Below are 23,118 nucleotides of genomic sequence, written 5' to 3'. Positions count from 1 at the left end.
CCTACAATATTACCAAATAATCCCATTGGAACTAATTGCGGGCCAGCTTGATATGGAATTAACGGTGCTGCAGCACCTCCAATTGTACTAACAGCACGACCAACATCACCACCGATAGCATTACCAGCGACTTGTGATGCGGCCCCTACAATATTACCGAATAATCCCATTGGAACTAATTGCGGGCCAGCTTGATATGGAATTAACGGTGCTGCAGCACCTCCAATTGTACTAATAGCACGACCAACATCACCACCGATAGCATTACCAGCAACATGAGACGCAGCCCCTACAATATCACCAAGGAATCCCATTGGAACTAATTGCGGGCCAGCTTGATATGGAATTAACGGTGCTGCAGCACCTCCAATTGTACTAACAGCACGACCAACATCACCACCGATAGCATTACCAGCAACATGAGAAGCAGCCCCTACAATATCACCAAGGAATCCCATTGGAACTAATTGCGGGCCAGCTTGTAAAGGAAGGAATCCTCCAGCAATTCCTCCAATAGTACTACCTATTTCTTTTTGTCCTAAAGCATCTCCAATTGCGCCACCAGCTATACTACCAATTACACCTCCTAAAATGCCCTGAGGGGCAAATTGATTTGATCTTGTTAATTGATTACTAGCATCGTAAAAATTATTAAGTGTATACATTGTTTAGTCACCTCAGTTTTTTTATTGAAATGAATTTCATATCATTCCAAAATCTAGGATGCCTAGACTTTTTATTTGTTATTCATTTAGTTCTCTTAATAAGATTTAAAAATGTTAAGAAACTTTTTCAAATGGGATAGTGACAAGGTCACTGTCGTATATGTAATTTCTTTTTTCTTTTCGCGAATAGCTCGATCACGTAGGCGTTTCTGTTTTTGCTCCTCGGTACATCTATAAACTACAATGCGAGTAGGCAGTTTGTCTTTACTTCCTACATATACATCATGTAATTCATACACTTGGCCAGGTTGTAATTGTTTCATGATGTCTTCCAAATGAATTTGTATATATACCGGTCTCAATTGAGCGGGTTTTGTTTTAAATACCACTGTTTCAAAACCTTTAAAAAATAAGCTTGCAATCTGATTATGATTAAAAAATACATTATATTATTTGATATATAACTATAAAGATATGTCTATAGGAGATTTTATAAAAAAACACGCTCAATTAATTGTAATTTATTAAAAGAATATTACGATATGATTACAGATGTACTTGTGTACACTAATATCCAGAAAGGAATGATAAATATGGGTTGGCAATGTGATTATGACGAAAGTGATGTTAGAATACCAGGACCGGAGGCAAGTCATGAAATATCTCGTGAAATAAAACATTTTGCTGAGGGTGACTTTACGGCAATTTTAGCGAAAGATGAAATTGTAGGGGCTTATTTATGGGGACATTTACATGGTATTCATAACGATAGGTATGGAGAAACAACATATACTGTAACTTTATCGGTAACTGCCCCGTCGGGGAGAAGTTTAATCTTGGCTCCCTTTTTAGAAACAACAGTCGAAGGGCGTGCGACTCAACCAGATCGTCATAAGCATTGTTATGGTAGTTTTGAACCAGAAGGAAAATATGAAAACCAAATCAAAGGAGCAATTAGAGATGGAATTGCGTTAATAATTAAAATTGATGCACACAGAGATCGAGCGAGTGTTCTGGAGTGGCTTGAAGCAAAAGTTGTAGGACCAGTTACAGAAGAAATTAAGAATGCATTCCAAAAATTTATTAAGGGTGAAATTGGCTCTGAATCAATACTGGATATCCTTAACCAAGGGTTAGAATAAAATTTATATCTATCTAAGAGGTGTTTTTTATTTTAATGCAATAGCTTTTGTTGAACAAAAAGTAAGCGTAAAGTAACTCCAAGATATACAATAAAAGTTGATTTTGGAGTTACTTTTTGTTTACTTCACTTTTTTCGACACTCTGCATCTAGGAGGTAAATCCGTTGACCACGGCAAGACTTTATCAATTTCTTCTTTATTGTTTAAATCGATATTGGGAAGTGTTTCAAACAAATAAAGAAGATAATGATAGGGACTTAAATTGTTCTCTTTTGCGGTTTCAACCACACTATACATGATGGCACTTCCTCTAGCACCTCGCGGTGTATTTAAGAATATCCAATTTTTTCTCCCAATTACAAACGGTTTAATAGAACGTTCACTCCTGTTGTTATCGATTTCTAAATGGCCGTCTAATAAAAAAGCTTCAAGATGATTCCATTGATTCAAACAATAAGTGATGGCTTTTCCTGACGATAAAGAGGCAATCCTTCCACATATTTTTGTATCATAATATAAGCCATAATTGATGGGGAATCGATACTTTTAGGAAAGACAGGAGCTGGCATCTTGGCTGTTACAATCGGTGTGGATACCTCATCTAATTCACATTTACGACACGCGTATACATATCGCTTATGTCCCTTCACCTTTACTTCCGCAGGGACAATCGTCAGTTCCTTACGGACTTCTACACTCATCTCATGCAAAGCACCACCACAGCACGAACAAACCTGTTCCTCATTCGGTAAACGATATTCAACCGTTTCAAGAGTGAGGTTTTGGATAGACTCATCCCTATGACCGCGTTTCTTTTTGCGACGATAGGTGATCGTTTCAACAGCTGGTTCGGGTGTTTCAGATTCACTTTCTTTCTCAGCCTCATTAAACAGTTCTAAAGCGAGTTGATTATTAGGTGTTTTTTCGCTAGACGTACCAAACCGTTTTTGTTGACTAAGACGAAACTGTTCTTCATACCATCTCACTTTTGCCGTGAGTTCCTCTACTTGAGCTTGAAGTGATTCAATTATGGGTTGGTTTGAATGTGAAAGTGTTGTTTTCATAGGTAAATCCATTCGACAAAATCATTCAAATTCCTTATATATATATGGTTTTTACAGAATGGTTCTCGCGTGAGCGATTACAAAAAACAAATTAACAAGAAGACAGTCTAACTCAAATTCTTCTTTTACAACAGCCGCTAGTCCATCAATTGATTTACGTAAATCTGTTGCCCCTTGTGCAAGATATACTTTTCAATTGCGATTTCTGATATCATTGTTGTTTCACCGCTTGCATCACTTGTAGGAGCACTTGTGGAGTAAAAAGTACATCTAATTCAATGGTTGCTTCTTGAATGTGAATTCGAATGGTGGCATGTATGTTTTCTTACACGACAGGGACATTCATAGAAATCCAATTCACACGCTCATTTTTATTTTTCTCTTCAGTTTCAGGTGATAATTTTTTCAAGCAGTAATATAGCCGATGAACCGGTAGGTTCTGTTTTTGACACCAGGCAACTTTAGATAATCCACTGTTTTTATAGTCTTGAATATAAGTTTCCCATTCTTTCTTTAATAGGTGTCTTTTCATAAAAAAACCTCCACATGTAGTATGTAAGGAGAATATCTCATGGGTTATTTACAAATTGTAGGTAGGGAATATTTGACGCTTACTTACAATCACATTATTTTTTATAAATTTGTATATGTTATACATATAGCCCCAACCTGATTTTGAATACGAATTATATATCGAACAACATTCCTTACACCCTTGAATTTCTCCTTGCCAATGTACATAGTCATATACATATAGGCGAAGTGGCTGATTTCGATAATGAGAAAACAGTTTGAATGCACAGATTATCATTCACAGAAATCGGAACTAACCAATACTAAAAAAATCTCTCTCACTATTTTCAACCAAAAAAGAATAATTACATAAACATTGAAACGGCTTCTGAAATTTTAAATTACACAAATTGTACATAAAATCCAAATGAAATTTGGGACAATTTTTATATAAAGGTGTACCATAAATAAAGCATTGATTAATATAATAAAATTGATGAAATATACTATGATATCCTTATTTCAAACAAACCTCACAATACTATAACTCCTTCTTCATACTTACACAAATGCGGACCTAAAAAATTCGCTATATATGTGTGTCGAAATGTTCAAACGATTAAACTGCAAATCAATACATAATCTACAAAAAATCTCATTAATACCAAAATCATCTAATGTATATAAATTTCCAAATTTATAACTTATTAATGGAATTTTGCTACTTTTAAACTCTGGGGAACCCAACTCCCTGTATAATTCTTTAAAAGACCATATATTAGCAAACATTAACTTTTGAAAAATACTAAATGGCGATTCATATGCCTGTACCCCTTTCTTATTCCAAGCATACTTCATACTTTCTTTCTGGTTCATCATTTCCAAAATTTTTATCTCCATTTTTTAGAAACCTTCGCTTCAATATAACCAGAATACCAAATTGCTTCTTCAATCATATTTTTAGATGTTTGATAAACATTTGCTCCATATCTTCCATAATGCAAAAGTAAATACTCGATAGTTTCAGTAATATATTGCATAGGAATTTCAACAGTTGCGGACAAATTGGCTTTTTCTCATTCCTTATGAAATGTTCCCATAATTTCTTTCGCATATTGATATAACCGAAAACGACGGTGATAGGCGTCTCCTGGCCTGCATCACCAAGATAATATTTTATCAATACTTCCGAAAGGATTCCCCTATTCCAATCCAAAGGTTAAAGGTGTTAAACCCATGGGGTTCTGGTGCAAATCTCGAGTTTTGTCAAAATACGAATAAAAACATAAGGTTATTACTGAACATCTCAGTTTTTTACACCATGAAAATTCAGTATTAAATTTTCAATTCCGAATAAAAATTGCTCGTACAGTAGGCAATATTCATAGTAGTTTGGCTGTCCGAACCCATTTGCACCAGAACCGAATTTATTCTCTGGTTTTTTTAAATTTTCTTTGTGATTTTTCTAAAGCTTTAAGGCTGCCAAAGTATAAAAAAAGTCGATCAAAAGTAAGTAGATAAAGTCCAATAAATGTAGGCCCTGTTAAAGATATAAAAAAAAATCTTATTGGATTTATCAGGAACCATACAGAAAAAACTCGGTGCGAAAAAAAGCCAATTCCTTTGTCTACAATAAAGAGGGTGATTAAAAGAAGAAGCATTACTAATAATTGTCCTTTTAATATTGATTCGTTTGCCCAACTAACAAACCTTGAGCCGAATGTACCTATTATTAATCCGGATATAAGAATGATCAATAAAGCTGTTAAAACCTTTAATATCGAATTAATTCTAATAGCCTTAAATGATCGTTCGCTTGCAATTTCAAGAAGATTTTTATAATAAGAATCAATTACAGGTGCTGAAATCCATGAATCCACCTTAAAGAATTGATATCTTTTCACTTTTAATGAAGTACTTATAACAAAATTTTTTGTGTTTTTTTTGTCCAGTTCAAACTGACTTATTTTATAGCCGTCAAGCATTAAAGAAAAAGCTTCTACGTCTGAAAATGAGTCTAAATCTGTTCTTATTCCGGAAAGAAGATTTTGAACATATGTATTTATCCCAAAAGCCTCAGAAGATTGTTCTATATTACAAAGTTTAGTTTCTCCCTTAAGATTATGTTTTTTATCAAAGTAGGAAACTTTCTTCACTGGCAATCCTTTTTTTAAATGTAATAGAGCAACATTATCTGAATGTACCTTAAGTATATTGGACAATTGTTGCTCTCGTAGGTTGTCCATTAGAATACTATTTGAACGTTTGATCACATTTGATATTTGCACCTTAGGTTTCCTTTCATCTTTCATTTGTCCTGATGCATCACTGATTATAAAATGTGTGCAATTTAATCGTTCATCTAATAACCCACTAATTCCTTGATTATCATGGACACCGCCATCAACTAATTGCAATCGTATCTCCTCATCATAAAGATTACTGATAGCAAGAGGGGCAAAAATTCCAGGCACACAAGCCGAAGCGGCAACGGCTAAACCAAGCTCAAAATCTTCGTGTTTATATATGTCTTCATATGATTCCACTCTTTTCAGTCGGAAATTTTTATCAAATTTTTTTATTGATTGGTCTATCTGTGTTTCCCCCATATCCGAAGCACTAAAACACCAGTTATGGCCATTATTCAAGATAGTAGCATTTATCAGAAGTATTGGTACTTTTGCATTTCTATTTTCATTATCCTTAAGTGGGTGAAAAGAATGATCCTCACCATATGGTGTGATAATTAAATCCTTCATTTTTATAGGCTCGGTATTATTTGTTTCAAGGACTTTTCTGTATAAAAATTTATCATACAGTTCTCCAATATAATCACTTCGTGAGTAATTAGGCAAAATCATTTTTAGATTTTTTAATGGATTAAGAAAGGTTCTTAAACGCAAATTTTTTTGGACTGCTTTTAGAAAATCAACTTCAATTTTTGCAATGATTTTCTGATAGTCTTCATCCCTAATTTCAGCATCTCTCTTTTCTTCCAGTAGTTTTTTTACATGAAGATAATACAGTGAGCCAATAATAGAGCCACCTGAAACAGTAGAAATTACTTCAACAGAACGAAGCATTCCCAAATCAGCCATCCTTGCGAGAACTCCAATATGATAGAATGAAGCTCGAAATCCTCCTCCAGAAAGAGCTAATCCTAATTTTCTAAAATTTCCCTTATTCATACCAATGTCTCCTTTTTATTTCTTTAAAATTTTTTATTAAAAATATAACTAAAATTTATGTTGTTTTTTTTAGTTTTTATGACATTAACAATTAATGAATCAATCCCTGTTCTTATCCATTCTTCAGATCGCAGCTTATTGTTATTGTTTACACGTAACATTTTATATCTCTATGTTTTTCCAATCTATTCAACATTACTCGTTTTTTGAAGCAAATATTTTAAAATCATATACTTATTTATTGAATTTCGTTTAAAAGGTCTGAAATCTATATCGCGTTTGATATGTATACAATTCATATTTTTGTAAAAAATAACCCTGATCCTGATTTGCTAGTGAAAAATACTGAACTCAAGGCTTAATTTTTGAAATCTTAAGGAGGAAAACATGATAGAAAATCAATATTTTGGAGTCGTAGAAAATGGTCAGTTTCAAATTAGGCATAGAGAACCTCTTGATTGTAATCAAGTTAAGCTAACCAGGATCCCCGTGCAAGCTGCACAATTTCCAGAAAGTGTACAAATTGACCTATCTTATTACGAAGGACAAAACATTACGGCTAGTGGGAATTTAAACGGATGTTGGGTTTTCTCTGCTGAGGTCATTAGTGAGTAGAATTATATCAGTATAAGCTTAATCTATTGCTTAAAGAAAATTTGTCTTAATGAATTGTATGTTTCAATTATTTAATCCAGAGACAATAACTTTACTTTGTCCCTAGCTTAAAAACAGGAGGTTTACAATATGCCACAAATAGGTCTTTATGTCGCTGGAGCAGCATCAGTAGTTGGAGGTTTGGGGGTAATACTTGCTTGGGATCGCTACGATCGTGGTCCCTCCGCAGCAGATGATTTGGATACAAATGGATGCTCACTTTATACTTGGATAGCACCTACTACAGGAGCTTTATTTGGCAAGATGAAAACAAACGTACCTATTCAAATATCTGAGGAAAACTGTCCCATTTATCCAGATGGATATCCTGAAGGCGACTTCCTGAATCGCTTAGAAGTAAAACCAGGTGGTTCTGCCCTTACTTCAATAGGAGATTTTTCATTTGATATATTTGATGGATCTACGAGAGTATACGGTGTAGCCCCAGAGGGTAAAACACTCAAACTTGAGGTTTCGTCTAACAGTGTTCTGCCGATGACTGTATCCATTCAAGATAAGCCAACACTTCAACCATGGGAGGATCCACTTGAGGGTGCTGCATCACTTTTTACCCTTCTTCATCCTGATCTTCCAAGTAAAGAAATATGGAGAGAATTGATGACCCCTAACAGCCCTCTGAACTGGTGGTAGTAAAGTTCAAAATAATAAAGACAACCCGTATAGCTGACTCACGTTCCCATTTATTAAGGCGTGAGCTTTTCTTTCAATTGAAAGATGATATATTTTCGTGGATTCGCTTTATACCTATTTATAAAAATACATTTTATAGAAATATATTTAAGTGAAAATATGTATAACTAAGTTTTCATTCATCTCCATTTCTTTAAAATCTGTTTTTTTCAATTTGGTAAGATGTTCTCCGATGGTTTATGCGTTTTACTTACCATTCAATAGATGTAAACTTTCTTATTTCATATCTAAAATTGTCAATCAACTGTAAAATAATTTTCCTCTTCTTTATACTCTTCTGTAAATAAGATTATTAAAGAGATTGTTACAAAGACGGAAGAAAGCACGTTACAAAGCTGCCGCTAAGTAACCTTTTTGTAATATTCCCCTCTCTCATCCTACCATGATCTGTATCTAAACAACCCCTTTATTATTAGTTTCTAATTAAAACGTTTATCAAATGAAAACCTCTTATGCATCGTTATATTTCAAACTAGTATTTAGACTGTGTCCACTAATAAAAATTTCATTAGTGGGCGAACAAAATCGACACAATCTCACTTTGCCATTATTTTATTTGAACTGCACCCAATTGTTGGATAAAGAACTTTAACAATTAGGGTTCCTTTATGTCAAAATATACATTTAAAACAAAAATGAAAGCCGTAAATTTTTATTTAACTAAGTGTTATTCATACAAGGAAACAGCTTCGTTATTTGGTGTCAATACATTGGATATCATCCAGTGGGGTTCTGGCGCAAAAAAATTTAATATATTTGCAAGTAATTTCTTAAACTTGGACATACTATCAATCTAAAAAGGAACGTGATTAGTGCAGAAATATTATCAGCCGGACCTTATTTTGCTAATAGTCAGATGGTACTATGGTACAACCTAAGTTTTCGTGATGTAGTGGAAATGATAGAGGAACGAGGCTTGTCAATTGTTCACACAATGATTATGCGTTGAGTTCATCAGTATGGTCCTGAATTAGATGAGCGAGTACGACGTCATCTTAAACCAACCAATGATTGATGGAAAATAGATGAAACTTATATTAAAGTAATAGGCCCATGGATGTATCTGTACCGTGCCGTTGATTCCGAAGGACATACAATTGATTTTTATTTAAGTAAAACAAGAGATCATCAGGCTGCAAAACATTTCTTCAAGAAAGCTTTGCGGTCTATTCATGTTTCAAAATCTCGTGTCATAACAGTTGATAAAATCCCAACTTATCCGATAGCTATTAAATGGTTAAAGAAAAAAAGATGCCTGTAGGCATCCAAATAACGCAGGTCAAATACCTGAATAACATCGCTGAACCAGATCACCGTTTTATTAAGAAACACGCTCGTACGATGTTAGGATTCAGATCCTTTCGAACGACAAAAACCATCGTCTCTGTGACTGAAGTGATGCACATGATTAAAAAGAAACAGATTCATCAAAGGGTGACGTCTGCCTAAAGTCAAAAAGAATTCATCCATCACTTGTTTGAATTAGCTTCATCAGCTAGTAATTTAACCTTCTCCATTTATATCCGGTGAGAATATGTGACTAGAGAAGTTAATTAAAACTAACAATTTATGTACACTTTGGCTTTATGTACACAAAGCTAACATATTAATATTCAAGTAATATCAAAGCTTATATCAGCATTATTATTTATGCACAATTAATTTTTATAGATAACGTACCTAAACCTTCTGTTTTCTTTAATACTTTCTCCAGCTCTTCATTTTCTAAATACTTACCGGCCGTTTTCATTAACGTAATAAGTTGTCCTTCTGTATAACGCTTCGGCGGCTGTGTTTTTCCTTCTTTCACTTTCACCTTTACAACTTTTCCTTGTTCACCTTCTGCGACAATTGGAAGAATTGTTTCGTCATCTTTATCGTCTTGGAAAATAACTTTACGCCAACCTTCTTGAATTTGCTGCTTTCCTTTTGAAATGAATTCAGCACGTTCGTCTACAAGAGTTGTAATCGTTGTGTAGTCAAAGATTGCTACTTCATAATGCGCCGCAATCAGTCTTCTTACGATCATATCGTAAATTTTCTTTTCATCACCTGATAGTTTGCTTGGATTTGTAACTTGCTCTGTCGGTATAATTGCATAGTGATCTGTAACTTTTTTTTCATTCACATAACGCTTATTATTCATAATCGATTCAATTGGTGCTGGCAATAAACCTTTATATTCATCAAACTGACTTAACTTCTGTAAAATATCAGGGAACGTCGCTGCTTCTCCTTGTGTAACATAGTTAGAATCCGAACGCGGATAAGAAACTATCCCTTTTTGATATAGTGCTTGTGTTATATCAAGCGTCTTTTTCGGTGAAAATTTAAAAGCTTTATTAGCTGTCGCTTGCAGTGCTGATAAATTAAATAAAAACGGGGGCTGAAACTCTTTACGCTCCGTTTTCATTTCTTTTACTACAGCCGGTTTACCTTGGCAAAATGCTGCAATTTTATTTGCCATATCAGGGTCTTTTAAGCGGGATTCACTATCCTTCTCCCATTTCCCCTCATACTTCTTTCCTTCTATATTAAAGGTTGCGAACACTTCCCAAAACGGCTCAGACTTAAAGTTTTCTATTTCTTTTTCACGCTTTACAATTAATGCGAGTGTCGGTGTTTGTACACGACCAGCTGAAAATACATCGTTCATTCCTTTTTTCTTTAGCAAAATACTAAAGACACGTGACGCATTCATACCAACGACCCAATCCGCACATGACCTTGTATACGCCTCATAGTACGTATTGATTGTATCTGCTTCATCTAATAAATTTTTAAATCCTTGATATATAGCTTGTTTCGTTAAAGATGAAATCCAAAGACGTTTCATCGGCTTTTGCACGTTACAAAGATTTATAATGTTTCGTACGATTAATTCCCCTTCGCGACCAGCATCGCCCGCGTGAATAATTTCTGTTACCTGAGGGTTATGTAACAACTGTTTCACAACGTTAAATTGCTTATACTTTGACTTTGTTACCTCAAACTGAAAACGCTCTGGAATCATCGGTAATGTATTTAGCGACCATTTCTTCCACTCAGCGTGATAATGTTCTGGATTACATAACTGCGTCAAATGACCAATTGCCCATGTACAGTACGCTCCATTTGGAAATAACTCATTCGCTTCTACTTCTAAATATCCATCTTTCCGGCGATATTTAAATTGTGAAACAAGAGCCAAACCTTGATCTGGTTTCTCGGCAATAATTAATTTCATTTTATAACTCCCTATCTGTATTCCAGTGTTACTTTCATTGTCTATCTGTTTAGAGGCGATGATAAAAGAACAATCTTATTTATCATTCGCGGGTTACTCCCAGTAATGGGATAACTATAATATTATACGCTTATTCTTTATGGCTTCACAATAGAAACTCATTATATAACAATTTCTTTCTCATGCTCACAAATAAAAAAGATGCTCAAAAAATCAAGCACCTACTTACTTACATTTATTAAATTGTGCAGATAATATGCAGATATAAATAAGCATAAGTATTCTCCATACGAACATATGATGAAATGAACGATAGGACAGGGAGGTATCATAATGTTCGCTTACACATCGACTGCCTTGACACTTTGTTGTATCTCGATTCTTATTACATCATATATTTCTAAACGTAACGGTACCCTAATGGAGTATATGGTATTTATTATGTCTTTTAGTATGAGTATCGGTTTAAGTATAGGTTTTTATTTAGGTATTCTTTTTAAAGGTGAATTACTATATCCTACTTTGCTTGCGATTTTGATTAGTGGTTTTATCGGTTTTTTAGTCGGTCTACAGTTTCACCTATTTACCGCTTTAGAAGGAATGTTTTCTGGATTAATGGCAAGTATGATGGGAGCAATGATTACAGAAATGTTAAACGCTCAACAAGCTCATAGTATACTGTTTATTAGTCTTTTACTTACGATAACAATAACTATGTCATGTATGATTCAACTTTTATCAGACACCTTTTCTACTTTTATTCAACGGCGTTTTTTGTTATTACTATCAATTAGTGTGGCAATTATCGTTGCCGTATTCGTGACATACCCAGATCATACTCCCCCACCTTCACCCGGGCATGATCAACATATACATTGACTCTTACACCGAAAATGAATAAGCAGCTATCCATAGGATAACTGCTTCATTTCATTCTGGCTTATTAGGAATGTTTGGGTTTGGAACATAATCAGATTTATAATCTGTATATTTCACTTCTGTTACCATCCCGTCGGAAGCATGGTGTAAATCATGACAGTGGAACATCCAATCACCCGGATTATCTGCTACAAAGGCTACTTCATATTCTTCACCTGGTTTTAGGTTCAAAGTATCTTTCACAATTGGAGAACCTTCTATCGGTTTTCCATCTTTACTCAACACCTGGAAGAAGTGACCATGTAAATGCATCGGATGATCGTCCATTTTAGAACGATTTACCAATTTTACTTTTACTAAATCACCCTTTTTTACTGGAATCGGGTCAATGTCTGGAAATACCTTTCCGTTAATTGTATATACCATTTCATTTCCATTCATTTGCGTATTCAAGTCCATATTATATGTGGCAGTATACTGCTGATTTAACGTGAAACTACCTAGTTTTTTAGCACCATATTTCGTCATATCTAATTTCGATAATTTTTCTTTTTCATCGGCTTTATCTTTCATCTCTTTGCTGCCATCATATTCAATAACAGCTTTCATTCCTTTTGCACCTTTATTTGCTGAATGGTCTTCAACATACCATTTCCCAGGATTATTAGCAGTAAATTCAATATCATAACGTTCACCAGGTGCGATTGAAATTACTTGATCCTTTATAACTTTTGGATCGTTTATTGGTTGACCATCTGTCGCAATTACTTTTATATCATGACCGTGAACGTGTATATCATGTGATAGATAACCAGCATTAACGAGTCGAAGACGGACTTTATCCCCCTTATTCACTTTTAATGGTTCTACTAAATCCCCGCTTTTACCATTGATTGTGAATAAGTCATACATACTCATATCATGGCCTTCCATCTTCATATTTCCATGGTCCATTCCTGTCATATTACTAGAGTCTTTTTTATCACTGCCCATGTCCATACCGGAATGAACCATGCCGTTCTTATCTTCATTCTTTTTCGTATTTTCATTATCCTTAGATTTATTACCTTTTTGCCCTTTTGTCATTTCTTTTAACTGTTTATTAATCTCTTCTTTATCTGTTACCCATTCATCTAACATTAATGTGTAATCTTTATCATATTTTTCCTTTGTATCTTCTACAATGAGCGCTCCATACAAACCTCTATCTAATTGATTTACAGAATCTTGATGTGAATGATACCAATACGTTCCTGGTACGTTCGCTTCAAACTCATAGGTGAAACTTTTTCCAGATTCAACCGCATCTTGCGTCACACCTGGAATTCCATCCATATTATTTGGGACAGGATACCCATGCCAATGAATAGATACTGGTGCAGATAGTTCATTTTTTAATGTCACTTTCACCTTTTCGCCTTTTTTCACCCGAATTTCTGGACCAGGAGATGAGCCATTAAATGTCCAGACTGGAACAATAACACCGTTACTTAATTTTTGCTTTTCTTCTTTCGCTATTAAAGTAACTTCTGGTCCTATTTCAACTTTCAATGGTTTTGTAGCCGTTTCAGTCTGTGGTGTTTTTTTATCGTTCATATTTTTATGATCATTTGTTGTATTTGTGGTCGCAGAACATGCAGCAATTAAAGATATGACAGAGACTGTAACTGCCGTTAACACAAATCTCTTCATGGAAACCCCTCCTTTTTCTTTTTCAAAATCATTATAAAAAATGATTTTCAAGAAAATATGGAGATATGCAATGAGCTAAATAAAAAGACGCCCAAAATTGAGCGCCTCTTCTAATGATTATTTCGTAACAACTTCATCTTTTTTTACATTTACATTGTTTTCTCTCATAAACGCTTCAATCTCTTCAACTTCTCTAATAATATCTTTTGACAAGTTTTCATGTCCGTCTTTCGTTACAAGAATATCATCTTCAATACGAATTCCAATTGCTTCTTCTTCAATATAAAGACCAGGTTCAATTGTTATAACCATGCCTTCTTCTAACACTCTATCTTTATATGTTCCTACATCATGCGTATCTAAACCAAGGAAATGGCTAACACCATGATAATAGTATTTTGATAACTCTTCTTCTTCTTGAATTAAACCAATTTCTTTACACTCTTCTGCTAGTACCTTTTTTGTATGCTCATTTAATGCAGCAAACTTTACTCCTGGCTTAATGAGTTTCGTTGTTTCTTTCAATGCTTTTAATACAATATTATACATTTGTTTTTGGCGACTAGAGAATGTTCCATTTGCCGGGAATGTATAACTAATATCAGCGTTATAGTAGTCTTTTTGAGCGCCTAAATCTAGCAGTACTAAATCACCATTTTGAATTTGTGCATCATTGTCTTCATAATGAAGAACTGTAGCATTTTTCCCACTTGCCAAAATTGTATTGAATGCATGATGCTTAATACCAGATGACTTCAATGTGAAATCAAACTGAGCTTCTAATTCATACTCCATCATGTCTGCTTTTGCATGCTTAAGTACGTTGTAAATACCCTCTTTCGTTACAGCAATTGCTTCTTTTATGATTTCAATTTCTTCTTCTGTTTTAAACACTCGTAATTCACAAATATTCGGATATACATTACCAACTAAAACGTGTGGATACTGTTCTCTTACATGTTTAGCAAAAGCAAGCGTTTTTGTCTCCGTACCATTCCACTCACGACGCTCTAAATCTAAATATAGATGCTTCACATTTTCTGTAAAAAGTATATTTGACATTGTCTTTTCAAAGCTATCTAAATATACAACTTTCTTTATACCTGAAATTTTCTCTGCTTCTTTGTTAGAAACTGTTTTACCGACCCATTTTTCCATGACTGGATCCGATTTTTCAATGAACAGTGTTTCTTCAACACTATTTCCAAACTTCTTCAACATGAAAATTACATTTGGTTCCTCGATTCCTGTTACATAGTAAAAATTTCGATTCGGCACAAATTTATAATGTGCATCCGCTGACATATGAGGTGCTTGTCCAGCAAATAAAATAGTAATAGATTCATCTGGTAATGTGTTTACTAATCGTTCTCTATTTTGAGCAAAAAATGTTGATTTCATAATAATCCCCCTAGCGTTCTATGTATACTTGTAAATCTAATTACCCAATACAATTCATTTTATTATTGTTATAATTTTTCGTCAATTGATAGTACTCATAGAAAAAGGAAAATTTTCATTACTAGTGCCCATTCCAATCTAAATGATGCATACCACTCCACAATTTCTTGACATTTATTCCATATACTTAAAATCTCATATATAGGAAAGGAGCTACAACTTTGAAATATTATGTAGCAACAGGGATAGCAATTACTTCTTTATTCATCATTACAGGATGTTCTAGCAACGCCGAAACAGCACCAGTGAAAAAAGACACGGTGCCATCTCAACGAAAACATACAGAAACAGGAAATACGAGTCCGCAAAACTTCTATAAGGAAACTACATCTGGAAAAATCGAGCCCATTCATGGAATTGGCTATGCAGGAAATATGCCCGGAGTTTCTATTGCCACTCACAGTGGTATAAAAGTTTATCAAAATGGAAAATGGTTTGAAACTAAGACTGAGCTACATGATTATATGGGGTTTCAGGCAACGAAGAACGGATTCTTTGCCAGCGGCCATCCTGAACCAGGTGCAAATTTAAAAAATCCTTTAGGATTAATGAAAAGTTCTGATGGCGGTAATACTCTCGAGAAGCTAGCGTTTTATGGAGAATCTGATTTTCACAACCTTGCTGTCGGATATAATACGGAAGCAATTTATTTATACAATGAGCGTCCAAATTCTAAATTACAACAAGGTTTTTATTTCAGTACGAACAACGGACAAGATTGGAAAAATAGTAAGTTAAAAGGTCTTTCAAGTACAATTCATTCCTTTTCCGTACACCCTGATCAATCTAGTGTAGTTGTGGTAAGTGCTAAAGATGGTGTTTACTTATCTACAGATTACGGAAATACATTTGAACTATTCTCTACATCACTTGAATCGACAGCAGTTACATTAAGTAATGAAGATGTTTTTTACGCCCCTATCAATAAGCAAATGATAACGAAGAAATCAATTGCTACAAATGAAGAAACAAACATACAAACTCCATCTTTAGATTCTAAAGATGCAATTATGTACATATCACAAAATCCTCAAAATTCATCTGAAATAGTATTTGCTACAATGAAAGCAAATGTGTTCCTTTCTACAGATGAGGGGAAAACTTGGAAGCAGATTACGAAAGAAGGAGCATTTCAATTTAATTAGAAAGGTGAATATAACGTGTTTTCAACAATTAGCGAGTGGAGTTATCAACTCATGTCTCCTTTAATGGATGTCGCGAATACTACGAAATCAATTCCTCTTTTATTTGCATTTTTATTAGGCATTGTAGGTACCCTTGCTCCTTGCCAATTAACAGGAAACATTAGCGCTATTACACTTTATGGGAATCAATCTTTACAAAAGGGACATGCATGGAAACATATATTGTTATTCATTTTAGGAAAAATAATAGCTTTTACGACACTTGGACTATTAGTATGGTTTTTAGGAAAAGAGATTCAGCAAATATTAACTTTGTATTTCCCATGGTTACGAAAAATAATTGGACCTTTATTAATTTTAATGGGGCTAATGTTGGCAGGTATTATAAAAGGAAGAAGTTTCTTCTCGATCAAATTTATACGAAAACAAAATGAGGTTGGCTCATTTTTACTTGGATTCTTCTTTTCCTTAGCTTTCTGTCCGACTATGTTCGTTCTATTTTTCGGAACGTTAATCCCTTTATCTTTCTCATATAATTATGGTTACTTGTTTCCGACATTCTTTTCGATAGGAACTGCTCTCCCTATCGTTATATTAATGTTCATCATTTCCTACCTTGGATTAAATGGAGCACTACTTAAAAAGAGCCGAAAAATAGGAAAACACATTCAACTTATAGCAGGGGTACTACTCATTTTAGTTGGAATTTATGATATATCCTTATATTGGGTATAAATAAAAAAGGTAAGTTCAAGTGATTTGAACTTACCTTTTTTACAAATTATATTTCACTCTTCTGCATGCCCTTTTGTTTCATCTCCCACTTCTTATACAATAGTACTGCACCAAATAAAAATACCCCTGCAATGAATGAACCTACTGGTAACATTTTTATCATTTCATCAGGAAATACGAGCGGAAGTAAGGGAAATGCATACGCTGCTGGAATACGTACTCCAACTATTTTTAATAAAATAAGCATTAATATCATATTGAATAAAGTGACTACAATCCATGAATCAATTGCAAAATACAATAAAGTTCCAACAGTTGCTGATGTAGTTAATACTACTATTTGTTTAAATGCGATTTTTTCATTGTACATCGGTTTTTGAAGTGATTCATACACGACAACTAATATTGGTGGAATAACTGCTAATTGTTCATAACCAGTTATCCAACATAAACTGATCCAAACGAAATTTAGTATTAGAAATACAGTCATATATTTATACTGTATATTCACTTTTCGCTCAATGCCGTTGTTCAATTTAAATAGAAGAACACCAATCATTAAAATAAATGTCAAAACGAAGACTGAGATAACAAATGACCATTCCGTCGCATTTGTTACTAATGGTAATAAACCTGTTGCAATAGATGGTGCTAAATTGGACTGAATAACACGTAAAAACAGCATCATCAATACAAGCGTTAAGCTTACTTTCCCTAAATAGGCTATATCCATTTGATTCACCATAAAACCAATTACAGCTGTTATTGACGGTGCAATAAAGATTTTTTCTGGTTGTCTTAGCCATCCCGGCTCACGGTATGCCCATAAAGCGATTGCCATTGCCGCTATTTCCGGCAAAATGACTTCTGGATCATTTAATAACACACCTGCTGTTACCATAGCTAAAATAAATAAAATAGCAATCGTATATGAGATGATTGTTTCTTTCTTTGAAATTACTGTATTCATTATTACATACTCCTTTTTGCTTATTACTCTCATAATTTAAAACAACTTTCATATACCCTACTAAGGTATTGTATATTAACATCTTTTCTAGTTCAAGTATTAGTATTTATTTACATTCTCTATCATTCCATACACATACAAAACAAGGAATATTTACAGGCATTGACACTTATTAAAAGATACGTTACAATAACTATACATTAGTAAGTAACTAATGTAATTAATTTTAACTAGAGGTGAATCAAATGAAAAACATTTTATTCCGTATTAACGAATTATCAAAAAAAGAAAAAGCATCTGGATTAACAGTTGATGAAAAACAAGAACAACAAATGCTACGTCAAAACTATACAAAAACATTTCGTGGCAGCTTAGATTCCATTTTATTAAACACAAAAATTGTTGATCAACATGGTCTTAACGTTACACCAGCCGCATTACAAGATGCTCAAATACGTTTAAAATTAAGCAAATGAAATCAAAGCTAAATAAACCATCGTATAAAACATAAAAAGAGCCGGAATTCCTATTTAGAAATTCCAGCTCTTTTTATTGTCGTTTCTAATTTAGTATATGAGCGATACATCGCAATTCTCCACGATACAATCATCGCAAATGCGAGTAAGAAAAACATTCCGCTTAACTCTGCTAAATCAATTGATTGACTTAAATATGATTTTAACGCTACTCGTACAGCTAATAATCCAACTAAAATAAATATGAATGCTTTTGACGGTTTCATATATATATGTTCATTTCTTATTTCAAACTTAGTTGTTTTAATAAGAAGTATAGAGAAAATAAGTCCTAGGCTAATTGCCTCTACTATTTCTAACGATGTTAATCGAAACTCTGGTAAGAAGTACATCATTGCACCAGTACTCATAAAAATTGGCGGTAATATAATTTTCTTTTTCGTTACCGGTTTTTTCGCTGCTTTAAAGCGAAGAAACATGACACCAACAGCCATACAAACCGCTACAATACTTGATAAAAGTGCTATCATACTATCCACTCCTATCTATATAATAAACCGATAATTAAGTAAATAAATGCTGCATTATATAATTTCTTCATTCTATTCCTCCTGCTGTAAACTTTCTATATTCGCTGCAATCATTTTACGCAAAGTTTATGAACGGAATATGAACAAAATATTACATTCAACTTTTGAAAATAAAAAAGTCATTCCACAATTAATATTTGCGGAATGACTTTTCAACTTATTTTAAATCTTCTATCGAGAAAGCACCTGGAAGTAATTGCTCAACAGTCACTTCTTTTTCATCACCTTTTACATTCGTTAGTAAAACTGGCATTTTCGGTTCACAGAATTCAGCAATTACTTGTCTACAAGCACCACATGGTGATATCGGTCCGTCCGTTTCGCCTGTAATAACTAAGTAACTAAAGTCGCGCTCCCCTTCTGATACTGCTTTAAAGATCGCTGTTCTTTCTGCACAGTTACATAAACCGTAAGAAGCATTTTCTATATTACAACCAGTATAGATTTTACCTTCTTTCGTAACTAATGCTGCGCCAACAGGAAATTTCGAATACGGAATATATGCTTTTGCTAACATCTTATTTGCTTCTTCGATATATTTTTTCTTATCCATATTATTTCCCCCTTAAAGTATGTGTAATTATGATTAGTCAGTAATAACTGTATGAACTAATTTAGGAGCCACTGCTGTTTCAGCAATAGAAATATTTTCATAAATTTTTGCTTTTACATCTTCTACATTTTCACGATTTGCATAGATCGTTACGAATGGCTCGCCTTCTTTTACTGCATCGCCAACTTTTTTACGTAACATTAATCCTACTGCTAAATCGATTTCATCTTCTTTTGTCGCACGGCCAGCACCAAGTAGCATAGCTGCGATACCAATTTCATCTGCAACAATGTTAGAAATAACACCTGAAGTTTTTGCAGGTACATCAATTACATACTTCGCCTGTGGCATTTTTTCTGGATTGTCTACAATTGAACTATCTCCGCCTTGATTGCTTAAGAACTCTTTAAACTTCTCAGTTGCTTTTCCGTTTTTCATAACTTCAATTAGCATTTCACGAGCTTCTTCTAACGTATTTGCTTTTTTCGCAAGTACGACCATTTGACTTCCTAATACAAGTACTAATTCCGTTAAATCTTCTGGACCTTCACCTTTTAACGTATCAATCGCTTCTTTCACTTCTAGAGCGTTACCAATTGCAAATCCAAGCGGTTGTGACATATCTGAAATAACAGCCATCGTTTGACGTCCTACATTATTTCCGATACGCACCATTGCATGTGCTAATTCTTTTGCATCTTCTTCTGTTTTCATAAATGCGCCAGCACCTGTTTTTACATCAAGTACGATTGCGTCAGCACCAGCTGCAATTTTTTTACTCATAATTGAACTCGCGATTAAAGGAATTGAGTTTACTGTTCCTGTTACATCACGTAATGCATAAATCTTTTTATCTGCAGGTGTTAAGTTTCCAGTTTGTCCAATAACAGCTACTTTGTCACGGTTTACAATATCAATGAACTGCTCTTTCGTAATTTCAACGTGGAATCCTTCTACCGCTTCTAATTTATCAATTGTTCCACCTGTATGTCCTAAACCACGACCAGACATTTTTGCTACTGGCACATCTAAAGCAGCTACTAATGGTCCTAATACTAATGTTGTCGTATCACCAACACCGCCAGTTGAATGTTTGTCTACTTTAATTCCTTCAATTGCTGATAAATCGATCGTTTCTCCAGACTCAACCATCGCCATCGTTAAATCTGCACGTTCGCGATCTGTCATATCTTTAAAGAAGATTGCCATTGCAAGTGCACTCACTTGATAATCAGGAATACTTCCGTCTGTATATCCATTAATAAAGAATTTGATTTCTTCAGTCGTTAATTCTTTGCCGTCACGTTTTTTCGCAATAATATCTACCATTCTCATTACAATCACCATTCCTTTTTATATGATATGAATCTGTTAAAATAATAAGCCTACGATTGTTGCTGATAAGAAACTTACTAATGTTGCACCGAAAAGTAATTTCAAACCAAATTTTGCGACTACATTCCCTTGCTTTTCATTTAAGCTCTTAACTGCCCCTGCAATAATTCCAATTGAAGAGAAGTTTGCAAATGAAACTAAGAATACAGATATAATCGCTGTCGTTCTATCTGAGAAATTAAAGTTTCCTTGTGCTAAATCTGTCATAGCGACAAATTCATTTGATACTAATTTTGTTGCCATAATATTTCCGGCATTAACTGCTTCATGCCAAGGTACACCCATAATAAATGCAAATGGTGCAAATACATAACCAAGAATTTCTTGGAATGAAATACCGATTACACCTTTAAATACTGCATTAATGAATGCGATTAAAGCAACGAAACCGACTAACATAGCTGCTACTGTAATTGCAACTTTAAATCCATCTATAATGTATTCCCCTAATACTTCAAAGAAAGTCTTTTTCTCTTCTTCTTGTACTTCTAACATATCTTCTTCTTCAGTAACTTCATAAGGGTTAATGATAGAAGCGATAATAAAACCACCGAATAAGTTAAGCACTAAAGCGGTTACAACATATTGTGGTTTTAATAACACCATATATGATCCAACGATAGACATTGAAACGGTAGACATTGCAGATGCACATAATGTATACATTCTTTTCTCTGGCAATAATCCTAGTTGTTTCTTAACTGAAATAAACACTTCAGATTGTCCTAAGATCGCAGAAGCAACAGCGTTATATGATTCTAGTTTCCCCATTCCATTTACTTTACTTAATGCTAGACCGATAGATTTCACAATAATAGGTAATACTTTAATGTGTTGCAAAATACCTATTAAAGCTGAAATAAATACGATTGGCATTAATACACTTAAAAAGAAAGAAAACTCTTTTTGATTTACTAATCCACCAAATACGAAATTCACACCGTCAGCGGCATATTTTAATAGCTCTCCAAAACCATCTGCTATTCCGCTAATTAATATATTCCCTACACTTGTATTTAATAATAAAAACCCCAAAATGAATTGTAATATAACCATCGTTATGATTGGGTGATATTTGACTTTCTTTCTATCATTACTAGCAAGCCAAGCGATACCTAAAATCAATACGAGGCCAAAAATACCGATTAAATATTTCATAAGCCGTCTCCTCCCATTCGTATCCGCTTACATTTTTTTCAATTATTAAAGCAATAGATACACTTTACTTTGTGTATCTATTGCTTTTGACTTCATTAATGATTAGTAGTTATCTGTAGCACCTTTTGCATCATTTAATACGATTGCAACACTAGCACTTGCTCCAACGCGAGAAGCTCCAGCAGCTACCATTTTGTCTGCATCTTCACGTGTACGAACGCCACCAGATGCTTTTACACCAACGTTTGGTCCTACTGTTTTGCGCATTAATGCGATATCTTCAGCAGTTGCTCCGCCAGTTGAGAATCCAGTTGAAGTTTTTACGAAGTCAGCACCAGCTTTTACTGATAATTCACAAGCGCGTACTTTCTCTTCATCTGTTAATAGGCAAGTTTCAATGATTACTTTTACAAGAGCTTTTCCTTTTGCTGCTTGTACTACTTCATAAATATCTTTTTCAACGAACTCGTTATCGCCATCTTTTAAAGCGCCTACGTTGATTACCATGTCAACTTCAGTTGCACCTTTTGCGATAGCATCTTTTGTTTCGAAAGCTTTTGTTTCAGTAGTGCTTGCTCCTAATGGGAAACCGATTACAGTACAAACATCTACATCATGTCCAGCTAACTCTTCAGCAGCTAGCTTCACCCATGTAGGATTAATACAAACAGAAGCGAATTTATATTCCTTTGCTTCTTCGATTACTTTCATAACATCTTCTTTAGTAGTATTAGCTTTTAAAATTGTATGGTCAATTAACTTTGCAATGTTCATTATCTTCACTCCTCATATCTTTTAACAACTTCATTCTAACTCTTAGTTGAACAAATGTAAATACACTTTTGAAATTTTGTTCATTCTTTTCGGAAAGGAATTTTTCAATAGTAAATAAAGCGCATTC

Annotated in this window: 20 protein-coding genes and 5 pseudogenes; 8 read left to right on the top strand and 17 right to left on the bottom strand. The window is 34.1% G+C overall.

Translation table 11 applies throughout. The features are described from left to right. Positions 1 to 665 (bottom strand): hypothetical protein (locus ACSG5Z_RS01825; protein WP_435710543.1); only part of this gene is annotated, 665 nt, incomplete at its 3' end. 116 nt (positions 666 to 781) lie between these two features. Beyond that, positions 782 to 1,078: pseudogene (locus ACSG5Z_RS01820) on the bottom strand (IS4 family transposase); the annotation flags it as partial. Between the two features lie 180 nt (positions 1,079 to 1,258). Between ACSG5Z_RS01820 and ACSG5Z_RS01815 the strand changes: the two are divergent. Beyond that, a complete protein-coding gene (locus tag ACSG5Z_RS01815) occupies positions 1,259 to 1,807 on the top strand; it encodes a hypothetical protein (protein ID WP_435710542.1) in 549 nt (182 codons plus the stop codon). A 120-nt stretch (positions 1,808 to 1,927) separates the two neighbouring features. Here the strand turns inward: ACSG5Z_RS01815 and ACSG5Z_RS01810 are convergent. The 6 genes and pseudogenes from ACSG5Z_RS01810 to ACSG5Z_RS01785 all read right to left on the bottom strand — a co-directional run bounded on the left by ACSG5Z_RS01810 (position 1,928) and on the right by ACSG5Z_RS01785 (position 6,572). After that, a pseudogene (locus ACSG5Z_RS01810) lies at positions 1,928 to 2,871 on the bottom strand (transposase). Between the two features lie 51 nt (positions 2,872 to 2,922). Next, positions 2,923 to 3,051 (bottom strand): annotated as a pseudogene (gene tnpB, locus ACSG5Z_RS01805) (IS66 family insertion sequence element accessory protein TnpB); the annotation flags it as partial. A gap of 145 nt (positions 3,052 to 3,196) precedes the next feature. Further along, entirely contained in the window at positions 3,197 to 3,403 is a 207-nt protein-coding gene (gene tnpA / locus ACSG5Z_RS01800) for an IS66 family insertion sequence element accessory protein TnpA (protein WP_435710541.1), read from the bottom strand. A gap of 542 nt (positions 3,404 to 3,945) precedes the next feature. Beyond that, positions 3,946 to 4,269, bottom strand: a complete 324-nt coding sequence (locus ACSG5Z_RS01795; RefSeq protein ID WP_435710540.1) for a hypothetical protein — start codon at positions 4,267 to 4,269, stop codon at positions 3,946 to 3,948. A 5-nt stretch (positions 4,270 to 4,274) separates the two neighbouring features. Then, positions 4,275 to 4,448, bottom strand: coding sequence for a hypothetical protein (locus ACSG5Z_RS01790; protein ID WP_435710539.1), 174 nt, complete (start codon positions 4,446 to 4,448; stop codon positions 4,275 to 4,277). Positions 4,449 to 4,811: 363 nt separating this feature from the next. Next, positions 4,812 to 6,572 (bottom strand): patatin-like phospholipase family protein, encoded by a 1,761-nt coding sequence (locus ACSG5Z_RS01785; protein WP_435710538.1) that lies wholly within the window; start codon positions 6,570 to 6,572, stop codon positions 4,812 to 4,814. Positions 6,573 to 6,959: 387 nt separating this feature from the next. Between ACSG5Z_RS01785 and ACSG5Z_RS01780 the strand changes: the two genes are divergently transcribed. The 3 genes and pseudogenes from ACSG5Z_RS01780 (at position 6,960) to ACSG5Z_RS01770 (ending at position 9,386) form a co-directional block, all read left to right on the top strand. Further along, complete coding sequence (locus ACSG5Z_RS01780) at positions 6,960 to 7,187, top strand: hypothetical protein (protein ID WP_435710537.1); 228 nt, start codon at positions 6,960 to 6,962, stop codon at positions 7,185 to 7,187. Positions 7,188 to 7,316: 129 nt separating this feature from the next. After that, positions 7,317 to 7,877: a hypothetical protein gene (locus ACSG5Z_RS01775; RefSeq protein ID WP_435710536.1), complete on the top strand. Its 561-nt coding sequence runs from the start codon at positions 7,317 to 7,319 to the stop codon at positions 7,875 to 7,877. An 872-nt stretch (positions 7,878 to 8,749) separates the two neighbouring features. Then, positions 8,750 to 9,386: pseudogene (locus ACSG5Z_RS01770) on the top strand (IS6 family transposase). 226 nt (positions 9,387 to 9,612) lie between these two features. On the opposite strand, the pseudogene topB reads toward ACSG5Z_RS01770, so the two are convergent. Next, positions 9,613 to 11,163: pseudogene (gene topB / locus ACSG5Z_RS01765) on the bottom strand (DNA topoisomerase III); the annotation flags it as partial. Between the two features lie 333 nt (positions 11,164 to 11,496). Between topB and ACSG5Z_RS01760 the strand changes: the two are divergent. Then, on the top strand, positions 11,497 to 12,042 hold the full coding sequence (locus ACSG5Z_RS01760; protein ID WP_435710535.1) for a hypothetical protein: 546 nt from the start codon (positions 11,497 to 11,499) through the stop codon (positions 12,040 to 12,042). 51 nt (positions 12,043 to 12,093) lie between these two features. Here ACSG5Z_RS01760 and ACSG5Z_RS01755 read toward each other — a convergent pair whose 3' ends face one another. Both ACSG5Z_RS01755 and ACSG5Z_RS01750 read right to left on the bottom strand, forming a co-directional pair. After that, positions 12,094 to 13,734, bottom strand: coding sequence for a multicopper oxidase family protein (locus tag ACSG5Z_RS01755; protein ID WP_435710534.1), 1,641 nt, complete (start codon positions 13,732 to 13,734; stop codon positions 12,094 to 12,096). Positions 13,735 to 13,851: 117 nt separating this feature from the next. After that, positions 13,852 to 15,135 (bottom strand): aminopeptidase P family protein, encoded by a 1,284-nt coding sequence (locus tag ACSG5Z_RS01750; protein ID WP_435710533.1) that lies wholly within the window; start codon positions 15,133 to 15,135, stop codon positions 13,852 to 13,854. Positions 15,136 to 15,356: 221 nt separating this feature from the next. Between ACSG5Z_RS01750 and ACSG5Z_RS01745 the strand changes: the two genes are divergently transcribed. Together ACSG5Z_RS01745 and ACSG5Z_RS01740 are read left to right on the top strand one after the other, a co-directional pair. Beyond that, positions 15,357 to 16,340, top strand: a complete 984-nt coding sequence (locus tag ACSG5Z_RS01745) for a F510_1955 family glycosylhydrolase (RefSeq protein WP_435710532.1) — start codon at positions 15,357 to 15,359, stop codon at positions 16,338 to 16,340. Between the two features lie 15 nt (positions 16,341 to 16,355). Next, positions 16,356 to 17,075, top strand: coding sequence for an urease accessory protein UreH domain-containing protein (locus tag ACSG5Z_RS01740; RefSeq protein WP_220389180.1), 720 nt, complete (start codon positions 16,356 to 16,358; stop codon positions 17,073 to 17,075). Positions 17,076 to 17,121: 46 nt separating this feature from the next. Here ACSG5Z_RS01740 and ACSG5Z_RS01735 read toward each other — a convergent pair whose 3' ends face one another. Further along, positions 17,122 to 18,045 carry a hypothetical protein gene (locus ACSG5Z_RS01735; RefSeq protein ID WP_435710531.1) on the bottom strand — a complete coding sequence of 308 codons (924 nt, stop codon included), beginning with the start codon at positions 18,043 to 18,045 and terminating at the stop codon, positions 17,122 to 17,124. Between the two features lie 245 nt (positions 18,046 to 18,290). Here ACSG5Z_RS01735 and ACSG5Z_RS01730 point away from each other — a divergent pair, with 245 nt between their 5' ends. Continuing rightward, complete coding sequence (locus ACSG5Z_RS01730; protein ID WP_000789775.1) at positions 18,291 to 18,521, top strand: DUF896 domain-containing protein; 231 nt, start codon at positions 18,291 to 18,293, stop codon at positions 18,519 to 18,521. Positions 18,522 to 18,571: 50 nt separating this feature from the next. Here the strand turns inward: ACSG5Z_RS01730 and ACSG5Z_RS01725 are convergent, their stop codons facing one another. The 5 genes from ACSG5Z_RS01725 to deoC form a co-directional block, all read right to left on the bottom strand. Beyond that, entirely contained in the window at positions 18,572 to 19,051 is a 480-nt protein-coding gene (locus tag ACSG5Z_RS01725; protein WP_435710530.1) for a CcdC family protein, read from the bottom strand. A 217-nt stretch (positions 19,052 to 19,268) separates the two neighbouring features. Continuing rightward, the gene (locus tag ACSG5Z_RS01720) at positions 19,269 to 19,664 is read right to left on the bottom strand and encodes a cytidine deaminase (protein WP_000358522.1); all 396 of its coding nucleotides are present in this window, start codon (positions 19,662 to 19,664) and stop codon (positions 19,269 to 19,271) included. A gap of 33 nt (positions 19,665 to 19,697) precedes the next feature. After that, entirely contained in the window at positions 19,698 to 20,999 is a 1,302-nt protein-coding gene (locus tag ACSG5Z_RS01715) for a pyrimidine-nucleoside phosphorylase (RefSeq protein ID WP_001983022.1), read from the bottom strand. Between the two features lie 36 nt (positions 21,000 to 21,035). Then, positions 21,036 to 22,217, bottom strand: a complete 1,182-nt coding sequence (locus ACSG5Z_RS01710; RefSeq protein ID WP_435710529.1) for a NupC/NupG family nucleoside CNT transporter — start codon at positions 22,215 to 22,217, stop codon at positions 21,036 to 21,038. A 102-nt stretch (positions 22,218 to 22,319) separates the two neighbouring features. Then, positions 22,320 to 22,991: a deoxyribose-phosphate aldolase gene (gene deoC, locus ACSG5Z_RS01705; protein WP_001017444.1), complete on the bottom strand. Its 672-nt coding sequence runs from the start codon at positions 22,989 to 22,991 to the stop codon at positions 22,320 to 22,322. Positions 22,992 to 23,118 lie beyond the last annotated feature (127 nt).

It is taken from the genome of Bacillus pretiosus, assembly GCF_051294775.1.
In the GTDB taxonomy this organism is placed as follows: Bacteria; Bacillota; Bacilli; order Bacillales; family Bacillaceae_G; genus Bacillus_A; species Bacillus_A wiedmannii.
Note: the sequence above shows the minus strand (reverse complement) of the source record. Positions and strands in the feature narration are given on the sequence as shown.